This window comes from Pseudomonas sp. MYb327 (assembly GCF_040438925.1).
Classification (GTDB): domain Bacteria; phylum Pseudomonadota; class Gammaproteobacteria; order Pseudomonadales; family Pseudomonadaceae; genus Aquipseudomonas.
On record NZ_CP159258.1, the window covers coordinates 5,913,644 to 5,929,850 of the forward strand.

Annotated in this window: 13 protein-coding genes; 7 read left to right on the forward strand and 6 right to left on the reverse strand. The window is 60.7% G+C overall.

The annotated features are described in order from the left end of the window. Positions 1 to 431 precede the first annotated feature (431 nt). The 4 genes from ABVN21_RS26790 to ABVN21_RS26805 all read left to right on the forward strand — a co-directional run bounded on the left by ABVN21_RS26790 (position 432) and on the right by ABVN21_RS26805 (position 6,829). Positions 432 to 2,816 (forward strand): 7TM diverse intracellular signaling domain-containing protein, encoded by a 2,385-nt coding sequence (locus ABVN21_RS26790; RefSeq protein ID WP_339555910.1) that lies wholly within the window; start codon positions 432 to 434, stop codon positions 2,814 to 2,816. A 75-nt stretch (positions 2,817 to 2,891) separates the two neighbouring features. Beyond that, positions 2,892 to 4,541, forward strand: a complete 1,650-nt coding sequence (locus tag ABVN21_RS26795) for an acyl-CoA dehydrogenase family protein (protein WP_339555911.1) — start codon at positions 2,892 to 2,894, stop codon at positions 4,539 to 4,541. 81 nt (positions 4,542 to 4,622) lie between these two features. Further along, entirely contained in the window at positions 4,623 to 6,122 is a 1,500-nt protein-coding gene (amn, locus tag ABVN21_RS26800; protein WP_339555912.1) for an AMP nucleosidase, read from the forward strand. A 140-nt stretch (positions 6,123 to 6,262) separates the two neighbouring features. Further along, on the forward strand, positions 6,263 to 6,829 hold the full coding sequence (locus tag ABVN21_RS26805) for a pseudouridine synthase (RefSeq protein WP_339555958.1): 567 nt from the start codon (positions 6,263 to 6,265) through the stop codon (positions 6,827 to 6,829). On the opposite strand, the gene ABVN21_RS26810 is transcribed toward ABVN21_RS26805, so the two are convergent. Both ABVN21_RS26810 and ABVN21_RS26815 read right to left on the reverse strand, forming a co-directional pair. Further along, a complete protein-coding gene (locus tag ABVN21_RS26810; RefSeq protein ID WP_007937369.1) occupies positions 6,824 to 7,033 on the reverse strand; it encodes a DUF2788 domain-containing protein in 210 nt (69 codons plus the stop codon). The two genes, ABVN21_RS26805 and ABVN21_RS26810, sit on opposite strands and share 6 nt — an antisense overlap. A 194-nt stretch (positions 7,034 to 7,227) precedes the next feature. Next, entirely contained in the window at positions 7,228 to 7,707 is a 480-nt protein-coding gene (locus ABVN21_RS26815) for an Lrp/AsnC family transcriptional regulator (RefSeq protein ID WP_007937367.1), read from the reverse strand. 436 nt (positions 7,708 to 8,143) lie between these two features. Here ABVN21_RS26815 and ABVN21_RS26820 point away from each other — a divergent pair, with 436 nt between their 5' ends. After that, on the forward strand, positions 8,144 to 9,184 hold the full coding sequence (locus ABVN21_RS26820) for a DUF6515 family protein (protein ID WP_339555913.1): 1,041 nt from the start codon (positions 8,144 to 8,146) through the stop codon (positions 9,182 to 9,184). On the opposite strand, the gene ABVN21_RS26825 is transcribed toward ABVN21_RS26820, so the two are convergent. Together ABVN21_RS26825 and ABVN21_RS26830 are read right to left on the reverse strand one after the other, a co-directional pair. Beyond that, positions 9,169 to 10,074: a cation diffusion facilitator family transporter gene (locus ABVN21_RS26825; protein WP_339555914.1), complete on the reverse strand. Its 906-nt coding sequence runs from the start codon at positions 10,072 to 10,074 to the stop codon at positions 9,169 to 9,171. The two genes, ABVN21_RS26820 and ABVN21_RS26825, sit on opposite strands and share 16 nt — an antisense overlap. Positions 10,075 to 10,103: 29 nt before the next feature. Further along, on the reverse strand, positions 10,104 to 10,523 hold the full coding sequence (locus ABVN21_RS26830; RefSeq protein ID WP_339555915.1) for a polyribonucleotide nucleotidyltransferase: 420 nt from the start codon (positions 10,521 to 10,523) through the stop codon (positions 10,104 to 10,106). A 110-nt stretch (positions 10,524 to 10,633) separates the two neighbouring features. Here ABVN21_RS26830 and hrpB point away from each other — a divergent pair, with 110 nt between their 5' ends. Next, the gene (gene hrpB, locus ABVN21_RS26835; protein WP_339555916.1) at positions 10,634 to 13,150 is read left to right on the forward strand and encodes an ATP-dependent helicase HrpB; all 2,517 of its coding nucleotides are present in this window, start codon (positions 10,634 to 10,636) and stop codon (positions 13,148 to 13,150) included. A gap of 86 nt (positions 13,151 to 13,236) precedes the next feature. Here the strand turns inward: hrpB and ABVN21_RS26840 are convergent, their stop codons facing one another. Together ABVN21_RS26840 and ABVN21_RS26845 are read right to left on the reverse strand one after the other, a co-directional pair. Next, positions 13,237 to 14,316 (reverse strand): endonuclease/exonuclease/phosphatase family protein, encoded by a 1,080-nt coding sequence (locus ABVN21_RS26840; protein ID WP_339555917.1) that lies wholly within the window; start codon positions 14,314 to 14,316, stop codon positions 13,237 to 13,239. A 66-nt stretch (positions 14,317 to 14,382) separates the two neighbouring features. After that, positions 14,383 to 15,057 carry a YciC family protein gene (locus tag ABVN21_RS26845; RefSeq protein WP_339555918.1) on the reverse strand — a complete coding sequence of 225 codons (675 nt, stop codon included), beginning with the start codon at positions 15,055 to 15,057 and terminating at the stop codon, positions 14,383 to 14,385. A 178-nt stretch (positions 15,058 to 15,235) separates the two neighbouring features. Here ABVN21_RS26845 and ABVN21_RS26850 point away from each other — a divergent pair, with 178 nt between their 5' ends. Further along, positions 15,236 to 15,997, forward strand: coding sequence for a DUF2076 domain-containing protein (locus ABVN21_RS26850; protein ID WP_339555919.1), 762 nt, complete (start codon positions 15,236 to 15,238; stop codon positions 15,995 to 15,997). The last annotated feature ends 210 nt before the right edge of the window (positions 15,998 to 16,207 follow it).

Below are 16,207 nucleotides of genomic sequence, written 5' to 3' on the forward strand. Positions count from 1 at the left end.
TACCACCAAACATGTTTTTTCGGGTGTAACGACAAGCAGTCCGGGCGATACATTGTGGCGAGGAAGCTTGTCGAATCGTCGCCCCGTCCCGCTCGGCGGCGAAGCAGTCGTAAAGTCAGGCGACGTGGTAATGCTGACAGAGTGTATTGGGGCCGCTTCGCAGTCCAGCGGGAGTACGCTCCCTCGCCACAGGTGCTTCCTGTCCGTGATGCGTTTGAAGAATCTCATCAAGTCAACCGCTCTATCTCAATAATCTCCGCTGTAACGCCCGTTCTAGAGCCTTTGTAGGAAAAATTTCTGTAGTGCTCATTAGCCATCAGCGGCTATGCTAGAGTGGATCCAAACCAATAACAGGTACCACCGGTTTTACGTCTACTCAAAAGGAATGGGGGGCTTCCTGACAGGACCGGACAGGCCACGCTGGGGCATAAATGCGCTATTTGCTGATGTTGATGTTGTGTTTGCCCTATTTGGCCAACGCCGTCGAATTCGATGAGTTCACCCAAAGCCTTCCCCTGGGTCGCTCCCTGCAAGTGTTCGAAGACGTGAGCGGTCAGGCCTCCGTCGCCGATGTGCGCGCGCAAGCCGCGGCTGGCAATTTCAAATCCCACGATAAAGCCACCCTCAACGCTGGTTATTCGCGCTCGGTGTTCTGGCTGAAAATCGACCTGCATTACCGCCCGACCAACCCGGCGGCGCAACGGACCTGGTTGCTGGAACTGGCCTATCCGCCCCTCGATCACCTTGATCTTTACCTGCCCGATGCTTCCGGCAACTATCAATTGGTTCGGCAAACCGGCGATGCCTTGCCGTTTGCCAGCCGCGAGATTCGTCAGAACAATTACCTGTTCAATCTGGATTTCACCCCTGACCAAACGCAAACCGTTTTCTTGCGCTTGCAAAGCCAGGGGTCGATCCAGGCGCCCGTCACCTTGTGGTCGAGCACCGCGTATCTCGAAGAGCAACCGGTGCGCCTCTATGTATTGGGACTGATCTACGGTGTGTTGCTGGGGATGCTGGTCTACAACCTGTTCATCTACCTCAGCGTGCGTGATACCAGCTACCTCTATTACATCGTCTACATCGCTTCGTTTGGCTTGTATCAGCTGTCGGTGAACGGTGCGGCCGTGCAGTATTTCTGGCCGGACAATCCCTGGTGGGCCAACGCCGCGACGCCGTTTTTCATCGGTTGCGCAGGGTTGTTCGGCAGTCAGTTCGCCCGCAGTTTCTTGCAGACCGCGACGCACAGTCGACGTTTGGATTGGGTGCTGCTGGCCTTGGTCGCGTTCAGCGCAGTCGTGGTCGCTTTGTCGTTGATGACCAGTTACGCCCTGGCTTTGCGCCTGGCAACAGCCCTGGCGTTGACCTTCACGGTGGTGATTTTTGCCGCGGGGATTTTTGCCTGGCTGCGTGGCCTGCGGGTGGCGCGATATTTCATCATTGCCTGGTCGGCGTTCTTGCTGGGCGGCATAGTCAATACGCTCATGGTCCTGGGTTATCTGCCGAACATTTTCCTCACCATGTATTCCAGCCAGATCGGCTCGGCCATTGAAGTGGCGCTGTTGTCCCTGGCCTTGGCCGACCGCATCAACGCCATGCGTGAGCAGCAGGCGCAAACCCTGCTCGACGCCGGGCAAAAGCTTGAGGTGCTGAACCAGCAACTGGCGCGCAGTAACAAGCTCAAGGACGAATTCCTCGCCACCCTGACTCACGAATTGCGCACCCCGATGAATGGCGTGATCGGTTCATTGGAGCTGATGCAAACCGTCGATATGGACCCGGAGCTCGAGCAATATCAACAAACAGCCGCTGGGTCGGCACGGGACATGATGCGCATGGTCAACGGCATTCTGACCCTGACCGAATTGCAGGCCGGCAAGCTCAGGGTCGCTCAATCGAATTTCAGCCTGCGCGGTGTGGTCGAGGCGTTGCGCGTGCAGTTCGACGGCAATGCGGCGAGCAAGTCGCTGGACTTTAAGGTCGACGTCGCGCCCGGTGTTCCGGACCGCTTGCACGGCGACAGCGCCAAGTTGGCGCAATGCCTGGAGTGCCTGTTGGACAACGCCATCAAGTTCACCCGGGTGGGTGGACTGGCGCTGCGGGTGAGCGGGAAAACGCTGGATAACGATCGTATGGCGTTGTCCTTTGCGGTGATCGATACGGGTATCGGTTTCACCGATCTGGGTGAGGCGACGATGTATCAGCGGTTCTTCCAGCTCGACGGTTCGATGACCCGCGAATACGGTGGACTGGGCGTCGGCCTGGCGATCTGTCGCCAGTTGGTCGAGTTGCTCGGCGGGCGCCTGACGCACCGCTCGGAGCCTGGGAGTGGCAGCCGCTTTCAGCTGGATGTGGAATTCGAAGTGCCCGCGCTGGAGCGCCCGCCTGTGTCCTTCATGGCCGGCGACTTTGCGCGCCTGCGATTGCCACAGGACTGCACCGTGTTGCTGGTGGATGAAAACAACATCAATCAGTTAGTGATGCGCGGTATGTTGCTCAAACTCGGTTTTCGGGTGCGCACCGCTGACAGTGGTGCCGCCGCACTCGATTGCTTGCAACGTGAAACCTTTGACGCGGTGCTGATCGATGGTCAGTTGCCGTCGTCGGATGGTGTATCGGTCTGCTGCCAGATTCGCGCCTTGCCGGGCTGTGCTGACTTGCCCTTGTTCATGATTGCCCAAGGTGCTGATCGAGAACGCTGCCCGACCGGCGCGCTGATTGATCATCTGAGCAAACCGGTGAAATTCGAGGATTTGCAGGCGGCGCTCTATCGCCGTGTGCTCTGCTCGCAACAGGGCGAAAGCGCCGACAGTTAGGCAGATATGACACTTTGATCGCCCCGGGGGCAGTGCTTAACTGAAACCCCTTGGCTGACCAAAGGAGCCCCTGTCATGAACCTGCATCAGTTCGCCGAAACCCACGAAGTCACTAACCAGCCACCGTCCCTGGACGGTGCCAACCTGTATCGCATCGACTTGCCTTTGCAGGAGTGGTCGCGGCGTTTCGGGGCTGGTTGGGCCGAATCGCGGATCGACGCTTACGGCGCGCTGGCTGGCGGGCCGTTGATGGCAGCGGGATTTCTGGCTAATCAGAACAAACCGGTGTTCAGCAGCCACGATCGTTATGGTCACCGCATCGACCTGGTGGAGTTCCATCCGGCCTATCACGAGCTGATGCGCACGGCGATCGAGCACGGCTTGACCTCGTTGCCCTGGGCGCATCCGCAGGACGGCGCCCACGTCGCTCGCGCCTCCATGACCTACTTGCACAGCCAGGCCGAAGCCGGCAGTGGCTGTCCGTTGACCATGACCTTCGCCAGTGTTCCGGCGCTGCGTCTGCAACCGGACCTTGCGGAAAAATGGTTGCCTAAAATCCTTGCCACGGAATACGACCCGCGCAACGTCGGCATAGCCCACAAGGCCGGTGTCACCATCGGCATGGCGATGACCGAAAAGCAGGGCGGCACCGATGTGCGGGCCAACACCACCAAGGCCTATCCGGTGGGTGCCAGCGGTCCGGGCCAGGCTTACGAACTGGTGGGGCACAAGTGGTTCTGTTCGGCGCCGATGTGCGATGCATTCCTGACCCTGGCCCAGACGGACAAAGGACTGACCTGTTTCCTGCTGCCGCGCCATCGCCCGGACGACACGCGCAATCAGTTCTACATCCAGCGCTTGAAGAACAAACTCGGCAACTGCTCCAACGCGTCCAGCGAAGTGGAGTTTCGCGGCGCGCTGGCGTGGATGGTCGGCGAGGAGGGGCGCGGCGTGCCGACCATCATCGAGATGGTGGCGATGACCCGTTTCGATTGCATGGTCGGCTCCAGCTCACTCATGCGCCAGGCGCTGACCCAAGCGAGTCATCACTGCGCTCATCGCGCGGTGGGCGGTAGATTGCTCAGCGAACAACCCTTGATGCAAAACGTGCTGGCCGACCTCGCGCTGGAAAGCGAAGCCGCCCTGGCCTTGAGCTTGCGCATGGGCCGGGCGCTAGATCACCTGGATGATTCCCAGGAAGCCAAATTCGCCCGACTGGTGACGGCGGTGGGCAAGTATTGGATCTGCAAACGTGCGCCGGGGATGATCAACGAAGCGGCGGAATGCATAGGCGGCGCGGGGTACGTCGAAGACAGCATCCTGCCGCGCCTCTACCGCGAAGCGCCAGTGAACTCGACGTGGGAAGGTTCCGGCAACGTGCAATGCCTCGACGTGCTGCGCGCGCTGTCGAAAGAGCCGGGCGTGCTGGATGCATTGTTTAGCGAATTGGGCGATGGCCATGGCGACAAGCGTCTGGCCGCACACATCAGTCAATTGCACGCGGCTTTTAAAGACACCAGCGACATTCAATATCGGGCGCGGCAGTTGACTGAAGACATTGCACTGGGCCTTCAGGCCAAGCTGTTGCTTGAGGCGGGGAATTCGGCGGTCAGTGATGCTTTTATCGCCAGTCGTCTAAGTGGTGGTGGCCGGGTGTACGGCGCATTGCCGCGGGGGCTGGATGTTGAAGCGATAGTCGCCCGCGCCAATCCACAGAACTACTGACCACAACTAAAACGTGTGGGAGCGGTGTTCATGGCAATTGTGTTGTGGCCACTGTTCCCGTGAAGCTTTGATGCAGGCAAGATGAAGCTCTGCAAGTCAGAACACAGGATGCTGATCGTGACCGAAGCTTTTATTGTCGTTCAAACCGCCGAGCAAGCCGTGGATCGGCTTGCGCTCTTGCACAATCGTGCGACCACAGCGCTGAACCAGGCGCTCAAGCGTTACCTCAAGGATCGTGTCGAGCCGGACGCCGAGCAGCGTGCGCTGTTCCGTTATCCCGAACTGCGCCTGACCTACCATTGCCAGGGCGAAGTCCCGCAGACCACTCGCGCCTACGCCAAGGTCCAGTTGCCGGGCACCTACAGCGTCACCGTCACCCATCCGTCGGCTTTCCGTAAATACCTGCTGGAACAGCTGGTGCCCTTGATGCACGACTTCACCGTGACCGTGGAAGTGGGTGTCAGCCAGCAGAACATTCCTTACCCATACGTGGTCGAGCAGGGCGATGAACTGGCCGGTTCCGGCGTCACCGCAGCCGTGCTGGCGCGAGTGTTCCCGAGCACCGACCTGTCGGCGGCGACCGATGGCATTGCCGATGGTTTGTACGATTGGGAAAACACCGATCCGCTCCCTCTGGCGCTGTTCGACGCCGCGCGAGTGGATTTCTCCCTGCGCCGCTTGGTGCATTACACCGGCAGCGACTGGCGGCATGTTCAGCCGTGGATTTTGCTGACCAACTACCACCGTTACGTCGACCAGTTCATCGTCCATGGCCTGGAACAACTGCGCAGCGATCCGCGTTTCGTGCGCATGGTGTTGCCGGGCAACGTAATCATTGAAAAGAGCATGGACCACGGCGAAGCCTCGGCGATTGCTGCGGGCGTGGTCTGGCACCGTTACCAGATGCCGGCCTATCACCTGATCGCCAGCGATGGCCACGGCGTGACGTTGGTGAACATCGGCGTCGGCCCGTCCAATGCCAAGAACATCACTGACCACCTGGCCGTATTGCGCCCGCATTGCTGGCTGATGATCGGCCATTGCGGCGGCTTGCGTCAGTCGCAGACCATTGGCGACTACGTGCTGGCTCACGCCTATATGCGCCGCGACGGGATCCTTGATCGCGTGGTGCCGCCGAACATTCCGATCCCGGCCCTGGCCGAAGTGCAGATGGCCTTGCAGCAAGCAGCGGCGAACATCACCGGTGAGAAGGGCGACGAGCTGAAGAAACGCCTGCGCACCGGCACAGTGTTGACCTACGACGACCGCAACTGGGAGCTGCGCTGGGCTCAGGAGCGCCCGCTGATCAACCTGTCTCGCGCCGTGGCAGTGGACATGGAAAGCGGCACGATTGCGGCCCAGGGTTATCGCTTGCGAGTGCCATACGGCACGTTGCTCTGCGTATCGGACAAACCGCTGCACAGCGAGATCAAATTGCCGGGTTCGGCCAACGCCTTCTATGAACGTGCGGTCAGCCAGCATCTGAAAATTGGTATCGAGGCAGTGGATCTGTTGCGCACCGAACTCAACTCGCTGCACTCGCGCAAACTGCGCAGCTTCGACGAGCCGCCGTTCCGCTAACGGTTGTCATGGTCATTTGGCGGTCAGGGCACTAGCATTAGCAGCCCTGACCGCTAGATGTTTTTTTCGCCATGTCCCGTCCTCCACGTCCCGTTTCCCGCCGCCCTGGCGCGAAGCCAGCCCCTTCAGCCCCGCGCCGTATCGCCAAGGCACCACCGGCCGAGCCGAGGCTGATCCTGTTCAACAAACCGTTCGATGTGCTGACGCAATTCAGCGACGGCGAAGGGCGCGCGACGCTCAAGGATTACATCGAGATTCCCGGAATCTACCCGGCAGGACGACTCGACCGCGACAGCGAAGGCTTGCTGCTGCTGACCAATGACGGCCAGCTTCAGGCACGCATCGCCGACCCGAAACACAAACTGGCCAAGACGTATTGGGTGCAGGTAGAAGGCGAACCGAGCGCCGAGCAATTGCAGCGTTTGCGTGATGGCGTGGAGTTGAACGACGGCATGACCTTGCCTGCCGAGGCGCGGCAACTGGAAGAGCCAGAGTTGTGGCCGCGCAACCCACCCGTACGATTTCGCAAAAGCGTGCCGACCAGTTGGCTGGAATTGGTGATTCGCGAGGGGCGCAATCGGCAGGTGCGGCGCATGACGGCGGCGGTCGGGTTGCCGACATTGCGGCTGGTGCGGGTCAGGATCGGCGACTGGACCATCGAAGGGCTCGAACAGGGCCAGTGGAAAGAAGTGCCGGCGCGCTTATAAAGTGCCGGACTCGATCAGGCCGATCACTACGCTCTTGATCACAAACGCCGCCACGCCAAGGCCCAGCACGAAGAACAGAATGAACGAGCCAAAGCGCCCGGCCTTGGACTTCTTCGCCAGATCCCAGACGATGAAGCCCATGAAAATGATCAGGATGCTGACCAGTCCGGTCATCATCCACTCTTCGAAAACTGCAGGATCCATCGAACTTCTCCAGCGCGGGCGAGGCTAAAAGGGCGCGGGGAGTATACGCCTTGCAGATTGCGCGCAGTATTGACCTGCGGCGGTGTGTCGCAGCTATTCGTCGCCTGTGCCGGCCCCCTCGCTGGCAAGCCAGCTTCCACAGGATTGCGAACGATACAAAATCTGTAGGAGCTGGCTTGCCAGCGATGAGGGCCTCAGCTGCGAAGATGCGTCAAAGGCAATTCAGTGCTATTCAAAACCTGATTCAACACAAAGCTCGACCGCACGCTGGTCACGCCTTCAATCCGCGTCAAATGGCCCAGCAGCAGTTTCTGGTAGTGATCCATGTCCGGCACCACAACCTTGAGCTGGTAGTCAGCATCCATCCCGGTCACCAAACTGCATTCCAGCACCTGCGGCAACGTTCGAATCGCCGCTTCGAAATTCTCGAATCGTTCCGGGGTATGTCGATCCATGCCGATCAGCACGTAGGCCGTCAGGCTCAGGCCGAGCATTTTGCGGTCGAGCAGGGCGACCTGGCGGGAGATGTAGCCGTCGTCTTCCAATTGCTTGACTCGACGTGAGCAGGGCGAAGGGGACAAGCCGATGCGTTCGGCCAGCTCCTGGTTGGAGATGCGCGCATCGCGCTGCAATTCAGCCAAAATGCTCAGGTCGTAACGGTCGAGTTTGCTCATCAAACGGTCCCTTGTCGTAACTATTGCGACAGATTATCTATCCAGGGTTAAAAATTGCGCAAGTGATGTTTATTTCAGCAATCTTCGCAATCCTCTGCCAGCGCCGCGAGCCTATTCTTATCACCAGAATCACTGCTCGGACAAACAGTCCAGTGCGACTCGCCCAATCAGGTCAGTCGCGGCCGCCCTCCCCAACCGGGGATGTGCAGGCCCCCGAGCTACACACTGTCCAGAAGACGGCGTGAGGTGAGCCGACGTCAAAAGCGTCGAGCACGGACGAAGTTCTCAAGGGGAGGCCGACGGGTCTCCCCTTTTCTTTGCCCGCAATGTGACCCCCGCCCTCAATAAATAAGTTTCGCGACTGATAACCTGTTGCAGAACCGGCCTGTGCTTTCCAAGTCTTACGTACAGGCCCTAACCCGCAGTGAGGAAAAGCATGAAGTCGCACATCTGGCGTTTGGCCGGTGTTGGTTTGCTGTGTGTCAGTGTCACTGCGCAATCGCTCGCCGATGAGCCGCAGAACCGGGGTCCCGATGGCGGTCAGCACGGGGAGGGCGGTCATCAGGGCAACAATAATCAGGGCCATGGCAACAATCAGCCGCGCCCGCAGAACAACGATGTCATTCGTGGCGACAACAGTCGCCAGTTCGAGCACAGCGGCCAGAATCAGAACAATGGCCATTACCAGCCTCGTCAACAACCCGACTTCAACAGTCCGGTTCGGTCGCCTCCGCCATCGCCACAACTGCCGGCCAATGATTTGCCGATCCAGCCTCGGCCCGACGCCGTGCGCCAGACCCAGACGCCGCAGCGTGGTTACTACCAGGACACGCCGCGTCGCAACGACAACAATCAGCACTGGAACGGCTACATAGGCGCGCCGTCGAATAACAATCAGTGGCAGGGCCGTCCGAGCGGGCACGGCAATGGCTGGGGCCCCGGCCCGCAGTATCGCCCTGGGCACGTGATCGATCGCTTCCCGGACCGTGAGTACCGCGTGCCTTACCGAGGCATGGATTATTTCTATTCCGGCGGTTACTGGTATCGCCCGCTGGGCCCACGTTATGTGGTGGTCGAACCACCGCGCGGGATTCGGGTGCGCTACTTGCCGGATTACGCCGAGCAAGTCTTGATCGGCGGGTCGGTGTTGTTCCTGGCGGCGGGCGCGTATTACGCCTATCAGGAGAGCACCCAGGATTACGTCGTGGTCGAGCCGCCGGTGGGCAACTTGCAACCGCAACCGCAACCGCAACCGCAAGCCGCCAGCAGTGGCTATGACGTGGAGGCGTATCCGGCCAACGGCCAGTCTCAGGAACAGGTCAATCAGGACGGTTTCGAGTGCTATCAATACGCGGTGCAGCAGAGTGGCTTCGACCCGCGAACCGCGACCTATCAACCGGACCCTTCAGTGGTACAGAACTATCGTCAGGCCCAAGGTAACTGCCTGAGCAGTCGCGGCTATCAGGTGAGTTTCTGAGCCCTGACGGCTTTCACCACTTCCTGCGGGTCGGCGTGCACCAGCACTTCGGCTCGCGGGTAGGCCGCGTGAATCGCATCGGCGGCCTGATCGCTGATGCCGTGGGCGACTGACAGCGTCAATTCCCCCGGCAGTTCCAGATGCAACTGCACAAACCACTGATTGCCAGAAATCCGCGTGCGCAAGTCATGCGCGCCCAAAACCCCCGGCACGCTGCAGGCCAGTTCCAGCATGTGCTGGCTGACATCCGGCGGCAGCTCTTCATCCATTAACACCGCAAAGCTTTCCCGAGCGATAGTGACCGCGCTCCAGAGGATGTAAGCGGCGATCCCCAAACCAAACCAGGCGTCGACCTGATGCCAGCCAAATCCCGCCAGCAGCAGCGCGACCAGAATGCTGCCGTTGAGCAGCATATCCGAGCGGTAATGCAGGGAGTCGGCGCGCACCGCGTTGGAGCCGGTGGCCTTGACCACCCGATGCTGCAACGCCAGCAGTGCCAGGGTCAGGCACAGGGAAAACACGATCACTGCGATGCTGATCCACGGCGCGCCCACCGGTTCCGGATGCTTGAGCCGGTCGAACGCCTGTAACGCGACCAGCACCGCACTGCCACCAATGAACAGCGCCTGCGCCATACCGGCCAGTGATTCAGCCTTGCCATGCCCGTAGCGATGATCGTCATCGGCGGGGCGCAAGGCGTAGTGCACGGCCAGCAGGTTAAGCAGCGAAGTGACGCCATCGAGTGCCGAGTCGGTCAACCCGGCGAGCATGCTCACCGAACCGCTCAGCCACCAGGCGATACCTTTGGCGATGATCAGCGTACAAGCCACCGCCACCGAGGCACGGGTCGCCAGCCGCAGCAGGCGGGCGTGTTCGACGCTTGAGATCATGGGTGCGGAGTTTCCTTGTCGTGCCCCGATTACGCGGCGGGTTGCAGGCCGAACATGGCCAGTTGCTGAGTGCTGCCCTTGTGCTGGATCAGGCGCGGATCGTCCAGCGGCAGGCTGCGGCCCAGCTCACGTTGCAGAATAGTCTGCAACTTGAGGTTATCGACCTTGCCGTCGGCACCGATGGCTTCCTTGAGTTTTTCCGGGTCGACCTGGGCCGTCTTGCCCGGTTCAAAGTAAATCGCGCCAGTAGCGAAGTCCACGGCGAACGCGATCAGGCCGGGGATGATGTAAAACAACAGGCCCACGGCATCGAGCACGGCGATGGCCGGGTCGATCTTGCCGTCGATCTGGCCGCGACGATCCGGATAGAAAATCGAACCGCACGCGGTGACCTGGGTCAGCAGGGTCGCGACCAAAACACCGCCGATCAGGCGAAAGGGAACACGCATATGAAATCTCCTGAGTCTTCTGGAAAACGAAACGTCGTCGGTACGAATTAAGACCCCGACTAACGCCCGGCAGTTCGCCGTTATACTCGCCCCTCTGTTTGGGAGCCAGCATGATTTCTTTGCCGATTGATGAAGTTTTACCCGCCCTGCGTGAAGCACTCGCCACGCGTCATGAAGCCGTGCTCGAAGCACCGCCCGGCGCCGGTAAAACCACCCGCGTGCCTTTGGCCTTGCTCAATGAGACGTGGCTGGCCGGGCAGACCATCCTGATGCTCGAACCGCGTCGTTTGGCGGCGCGGGCGGCGGCGGAACGTCTGGCGAGTGAGTTGGGTGAGAAGGTCGGCGAAACCGTGGGGTATCGCATTCGGCTCGACAGCAAGGTCGGCCCCAAGACGCGTATAGAGGTTGTCACCGAAGGCATTCTGACCCGGCGCTTGCAGGATGACCCGGCACTGGAAGGCGTGGGGCTGCTGATCTTCGACGAATTTCACGAACGCAGTCTCGACGCCGACCTGGCGTTGGCCCTAAGCCTGAATGGCCGGGAACTGTTCCGTGACGATCAACCGCTGAAAATTCTCTTGATGTCGGCCACGCTCGAAGGCGAACGCCTGGCCGGGTTGCTCGACGACGCGCCGATCCTGCGCAGCGAAGGCCGCATGTACCCGGTGGCGATGCGTTGGGGGCGACCGTTCCAGGCTGGGGAATTCATCGAACCGCGACTGGTGCAGACCATCCTCGAAGCCTTGAACGACGAAACCGGCAGCGTGCTGGTGTTCCTGCCGGGGCAAGCGGAAATTCGGCGCGTGCATCAACAACTGGCCGATGCACTGGGCGATAGCCCTCAAGTTTTGCTTTGCCCGTTGCACGGCGAAATGGACCTGGCCGCGCAACGTGCGGCGATCGATCCAGCGCCACCTGGCAAGCGCAAAGTCGTGTTGGCCACCAACATCGCCGAGACCAGCCTGACCATCGACGGCGTGCGCGTGGTGATCGATGCCGGGTTGGCGCGGGTGCCGCGTTTCGATCCTGGCAGCGGCATGACCCGCCTCGATACCCAGCGTATTTCCAGGGCGAGTGCCACCCAGCGCGCGGGCCGGGCCGGGCGACTGGAACCGGGCATGTGTTATCGCTTGTGGTCGCAGGATCAGCACGAACAACTGGCGGCCTACGGCAGTGCGGAAATTCTTTCGGCGGACCTCGCCGGGTTGGCATTGCAACTCGGTCGCTGGGGTGTGACGCCGGGCCAGTTGGTTTGGTTGGACGTACCACCGTCAGCTGCTTATGCACAGGCTCAGGATTTGCTCGAGCGCTTGGGCGCGCTCGAAGGCGAAGCGCTGACCCGCCACGGTCAGGCCATGGCTGAACTGCCGGCGCATCCGCGTATCGCCCATTTGTTGTTGCGCGGGCAAGCGCTGGGCTTGGCGGACATGGCTTGTGAGGTCGCGGCACTGCTCGGCGAGCGCGATATCTTGCGTGGCGCTGGCGCTGATTTGCACAGCCGATTGGTGCTGTTGTCCGGTGAAGAACGTGCCGCTCGCGGTGCTCAGGGCGGGGTGCAGCGGGCGCGACAATTGGCGCGGCAATATCGCGGATATTTGCGCGGTAAAGCATCGGAGCCCGTCAGCGATCCCGATCATCCGCGCTGGCTCGGCGCGCTGCTGGCGTTGGCCTATCCGGATCGCGTGGCCCAGCAACGCCGTGCCGGTGGTGCCGAGTATCGCCTGGCCAACGGGCGTGCCGCGTTGTTCGCCGAAGCGGACAGCCTGATGAAACAACCGTGGCTGGTGATCGCCGATCTCGGCAGTCGTCAGGGGCAGCGTGAAGAGCGGATTTATTTGGCGGCGGATTTTGATCCGGCGCTGTTCGATTCGGTGCTGGCCGAGCAGGTGCGCTGTGTCGATCAACTGGATTGGGACGAACGCGAAGGCGTGTTGCGCGCCGAGCGCCAACGCAAGGTCGGCGAGCTGATCCTCAGCCGCGAACCGTTGACCGGCCTCGACGAAACGGCTCGCAGTCAGGCATTGGTGAATCTGGTGCGACGCAAAGGTCTGGAGTTGTTGCCGTGGACGCCGCAGCTGCGTCAGTGGCAGGCGCGGGTAGCGTTGCTGCGTCAGTTGGACATGAGCGGCAAGGGTGAAAGTGAATGGCCGGATGTCAGTGATACCGCGCTGCTCAAAAACCTCGAACACTGGCTGATGCCGTATCTGGGCAAAGTCTCGCGGCTCAGTCACTTCGCCAACCTCGACCTGTCGAGCATCGTCCACAACCTGCTGCCGTGGCGGCTGCCGCAACGGCTCGACGAGTTGGCGCCGCATCATCTGAGCGTGCCGTCGGGTTCGTCGATTCGCCTGGACTACAGCGAGCAACCGCCGATTCTCGCGGTGCGTTTGCAGGAGTTGTTTGGGCTGGCCGAGACCCCGCGCATCGCCGGTGGCCGGCAAGTGGTGAAGCTGCATCTGCTGTCCCCCGCGCGACGGCCGGTGCAGGTGACGCAGGATCTGGCGAACTTCTGGCGTAGTACTTACGCCGAAGTGAAGAAGGATTTGAAGGGGCGGTATCCGAAACATTATTGGCCGGATGATCCCTTGGTGGCCGAGGCGACCGCGCGCATCAAGCCGCGTAAGTAGACCTCTTCACCGGCAAACCCTGTGGGAGCGAGCCTGCTCGGGCGGTGATTCCGGACGATTGGCAGGCGAAGTGAAAATGCCTTGGTTCAAGGCGCGGCGGGCAGGAGGAACCGTGCAATCACTGGCAAATGATCGGAGATGCGCAAGGTGTCGTCCTGCCGCACCGTCGCCTCGACCCGTTTGACGTGCGGGCTGTAGAACAGATAGTCGACGGTGCGGTCCGGGCCGTTGAGACCTGAATCGTTCGGGTAATGGGTCAGCCAGCGTGCGCGGTCGACCCCGCCAGCTTCGTTGTTGGTCGGGATCATCGGGTATTTGTCCCACAGGAGATGCAGCGCGCTGTCGGCGGAATAGGGCGTGCGTTGTTCGTCGGGCAGGCGCTGATATTGCCCCAGCGGCAGCAAGTTGAAATCACCACCGATCAACCACGGCGTGCCACGGCTTTCAAATTTGTCGAGGACTTTGGCCACGGCTGAGATTTGCGTGCTCACGCTATCGTCGGGTTGCGATACTCGGTCCAGATGGGTGTTGAGAATCGCCATTTGGCCGCCGTCGCTCAACGGCAGGTAAGTGACCAGCAGGGCATTTCTCGGGCTGAATTGGCGGCTGACCAGGTTGCCCTGGACGATCGGCAATTGCAGGCGCTCGGCGTGTTCGATCTGGTAGCGGCTGAGGGTCGCCAGTTGCCGGCCAACGCTGCCGAAGATGTGCAGATTGGGTACGAAGTCCGCTTTCCAGTCGAACGCGTGGGCACTGCATGGATAAAGGTCGGCGACCCGCTCCTGGAGCAATTTGAGCTGATTCTGATAAGCGCTGGCCTTGGCGCCGTCGTCGAGTTCCTGCAGCAGCACCACGTCCGGCTGCTCATCACGAATGACCCGCGCCACTTCATCGAGACTGAAGGCCATGTCCTCCTGGGTGGGGGATTCATCGGATCCGGCAGCCTGGTCATTCCAGAACACGTAACGCTTGCCCGCCAGGTATTGGACGTTCCAGGTCATGACCTTCAGCGCCTGACCGGGAGCCAGGGTCGGCGCCTGAGTGCTGCAACTGACCGGCAACACTTCCTTGGCGTCGGGGCGCCAGGTCAGGCTGTAAATCATCACGACGATCAGGCCGATGACGATCAACGATGCCAGCAGGGTGTAGCGCAGTAGTCGGGTCATGGCTCGGCTTATAGCGTTACGAAAGTTGACCCCGAGCATACCCGACTGACGGGCGGTCGCCCACGGTCAACGTGGGCCGTCGATTTTTTCCGGTACTTCGCTGATCAGCATGAACAGCCGGAACAGCACCACACTGGTGAACAGTTGCAGGAAGCTGTGGGCACTGTCGATCAACAGCGAGACCACCGGGTTCTGCGGCTCAGGGTAGACCGCCAGCGTCGCGCCCTTGAGCAGCCACAACGGCCCCATCACACACAAAATGCACACCAGGATGCGCAGGAAATGCCCACGGGTCAGGCGCAGGCTTTGCTTCATCGCCGCCAGCGGGGCGAGGCCGCGCAACACCAACAGGTATTCGCCGAACGCCAGGGTCACCATCAGGTAGATACCCGGCAGGAAGTACAGCGACAGGCCGAGCAGAATCAGCAACGTATTGAGCGCCGTCAGCAGGGCAAAGCGCGGCCACAGGTATGCGGATCTCGACAGCAGGGCGCGATTGCTCGGCGATTCGCCACGGCTGCGGGCGTCGAGGAACAGAATCAACGCAGCGGTGTACAGCGGATAAACCAGCAGGCCGACCATTACGCTGATGCCGGGAAAACTGTCCGGCTCGGTGGAACGGTCAACCACTTGCTGCAACAGCGCCTCGATAATCACCAGCGGCAGGCATAGCTGCACGATCTGGCCCAGATTGCGCTTGAAGAAATACAAGGAGTCACGCAGTACATCTAACGGATTCATCAGTCGGTATCGCTGGTCATAAGCAGTTACACACTGTAACCGATGATGTACCGCTCGGAGCAAACGTAAACGATCGGTAAAGGGCATTGAAACGACTTGTTTCAGCCTCCATTAAGGTCGGGCACCTTATCCTCTATGGATAAAGGCAACGATTTCCCCGGCAATCTACGAGGTCGCCATGAACAGCGAAGAACAAACCCTGATCGATGGACTGTTTTCCCGGCTGCAACAGGCCGAAACGGACTCAGCCCCGCGCGACGCCCAGGCCGAGGCGCGGATCAAGGAACACCTGACACGCCAACCGGCGGCAGGCTATTTCATGACCCAGGCGATTCTGGTGCAAGAGGCAGCGATCAAGAGCCTCGACGAACAGAACAAACAACTGACCGCGCAAGTCCGGCAATTGCAGACCGACCTGCAACAGGCCAAAACGCAAGCGGCTCCGGCAGCGAGCAGCGGTGGTTTCCTGTCGAGCATCTTTGGTGGCGGCAGCCGTGATCCGCAGCCTGCGCCTGCGCAAAGTGCGCAGGTGTCGAATGGCGGTGGCTGGCGTGAGCCGGCGCGTCCTGCGTTCAACTCGCAACCGCCACAACAAAACTTCGGCGCGCCGCAACAAAACTACGCACCGCAACAGCAGGCCGCGGCGGGCAGCAGTTTCCTCGGTGGTGCACTGAAAACCGCGGCCGGCGTCGCGGGTGGCGTGATGCTGGCGCAAGGCATCAGCAGCCTGTTCCATCACAATCAGCAACCGGAAGAAATCGTCGAAGTCATCAAGGAAGAACCGGCCCAGGTCAACGACCAGAGCAACAACGGCTGGGGCGACGACCAGCGCATGGCTGGTAACGATTCCTACGGCAACGACCAGGGCGGTTTTGCCGACGCCGACTACAGCGATGACAGTTCATCGTTCTTTGGTGGTGACGACGACTCCTACGTCTGACAACCCCGAACCTGTGACGAGCGAGCTTGCTCGCGCTGGGTCGCGAAGCTGCCCCAAAAAAACGGGTCTGCTGCGCAGGCCAGCGGGAGCAAGCTCCCTCGCCACAGGTTGCGATTTCACCGGTGCCATTCGTCTGAGGCCGCCTGCGGCTTCAGGCCGATTATTCGCGGAACCTTCCTCCAGGCTGGCATACTGGCGACTTTTCGGGCC

Bases quoted from the DNA above. Each gene is read 5' to 3' on its own strand.
- ABVN21_RS26795 (WP_339555911.1), top strand. From the start codon at position 2,892: ATGAACCTGCATCAGTTCGCCGAAACCCACGAAGTCACTAACCAGCCA.
- ABVN21_RS26830 (WP_339555915.1), bottom strand. From the start codon at position 10,523: ATGCGTGTTCCCTTTCGCCTGATCGGCGGTGTTTTGGTCGCGACCCTG.
- amn (WP_339555912.1), top strand. From the start codon at position 4,623: ATGAAGCTCTGCAAGTCAGAACACAGGATGCTGATCGTGACCGAAGCT.
- ABVN21_RS26850 (WP_339555919.1), top strand. From the start codon at position 15,236: ATGAACAGCGAAGAACAAACCCTGATCGATGGACTGTTTTCCCGGCTG.
- hrpB (WP_339555916.1), top strand. From the start codon at position 10,634: ATGATTTCTTTGCCGATTGATGAAGTTTTACCCGCCCTGCGTGAAGCA.
- ABVN21_RS26820 (WP_339555913.1), top strand. From the start codon at position 8,144: ATGAAGTCGCACATCTGGCGTTTGGCCGGTGTTGGTTTGCTGTGTGTC.
- ABVN21_RS26825 (WP_339555914.1), bottom strand. From the start codon at position 10,074: ATGATCTCAAGCGTCGAACACGCCCGCCTGCTGCGGCTGGCGACCCGT.
- ABVN21_RS26845 (WP_339555918.1), bottom strand. From the start codon at position 15,057: ATGAATCCGTTAGATGTACTGCGTGACTCCTTGTATTTCTTCAAGCGC.
- ABVN21_RS26840 (WP_339555917.1), bottom strand. From the start codon at position 14,316: ATGACCCGACTACTGCGCTACACCCTGCTGGCATCGTTGATCGTCATC.
- ABVN21_RS26790 (WP_339555910.1), top strand. From the start codon at position 432: ATGCGCTATTTGCTGATGTTGATGTTGTGTTTGCCCTATTTGGCCAAC.
- ABVN21_RS26810 (WP_007937369.1), bottom strand. From the start codon at position 7,033: ATGGATCCTGCAGTTTTCGAAGAGTGGATGATGACCGGACTGGTCAGC.
- ABVN21_RS26815 (WP_007937367.1), bottom strand. From the start codon at position 7,707: ATGAGCAAACTCGACCGTTACGACCTGAGCATTTTGGCTGAATTGCAG.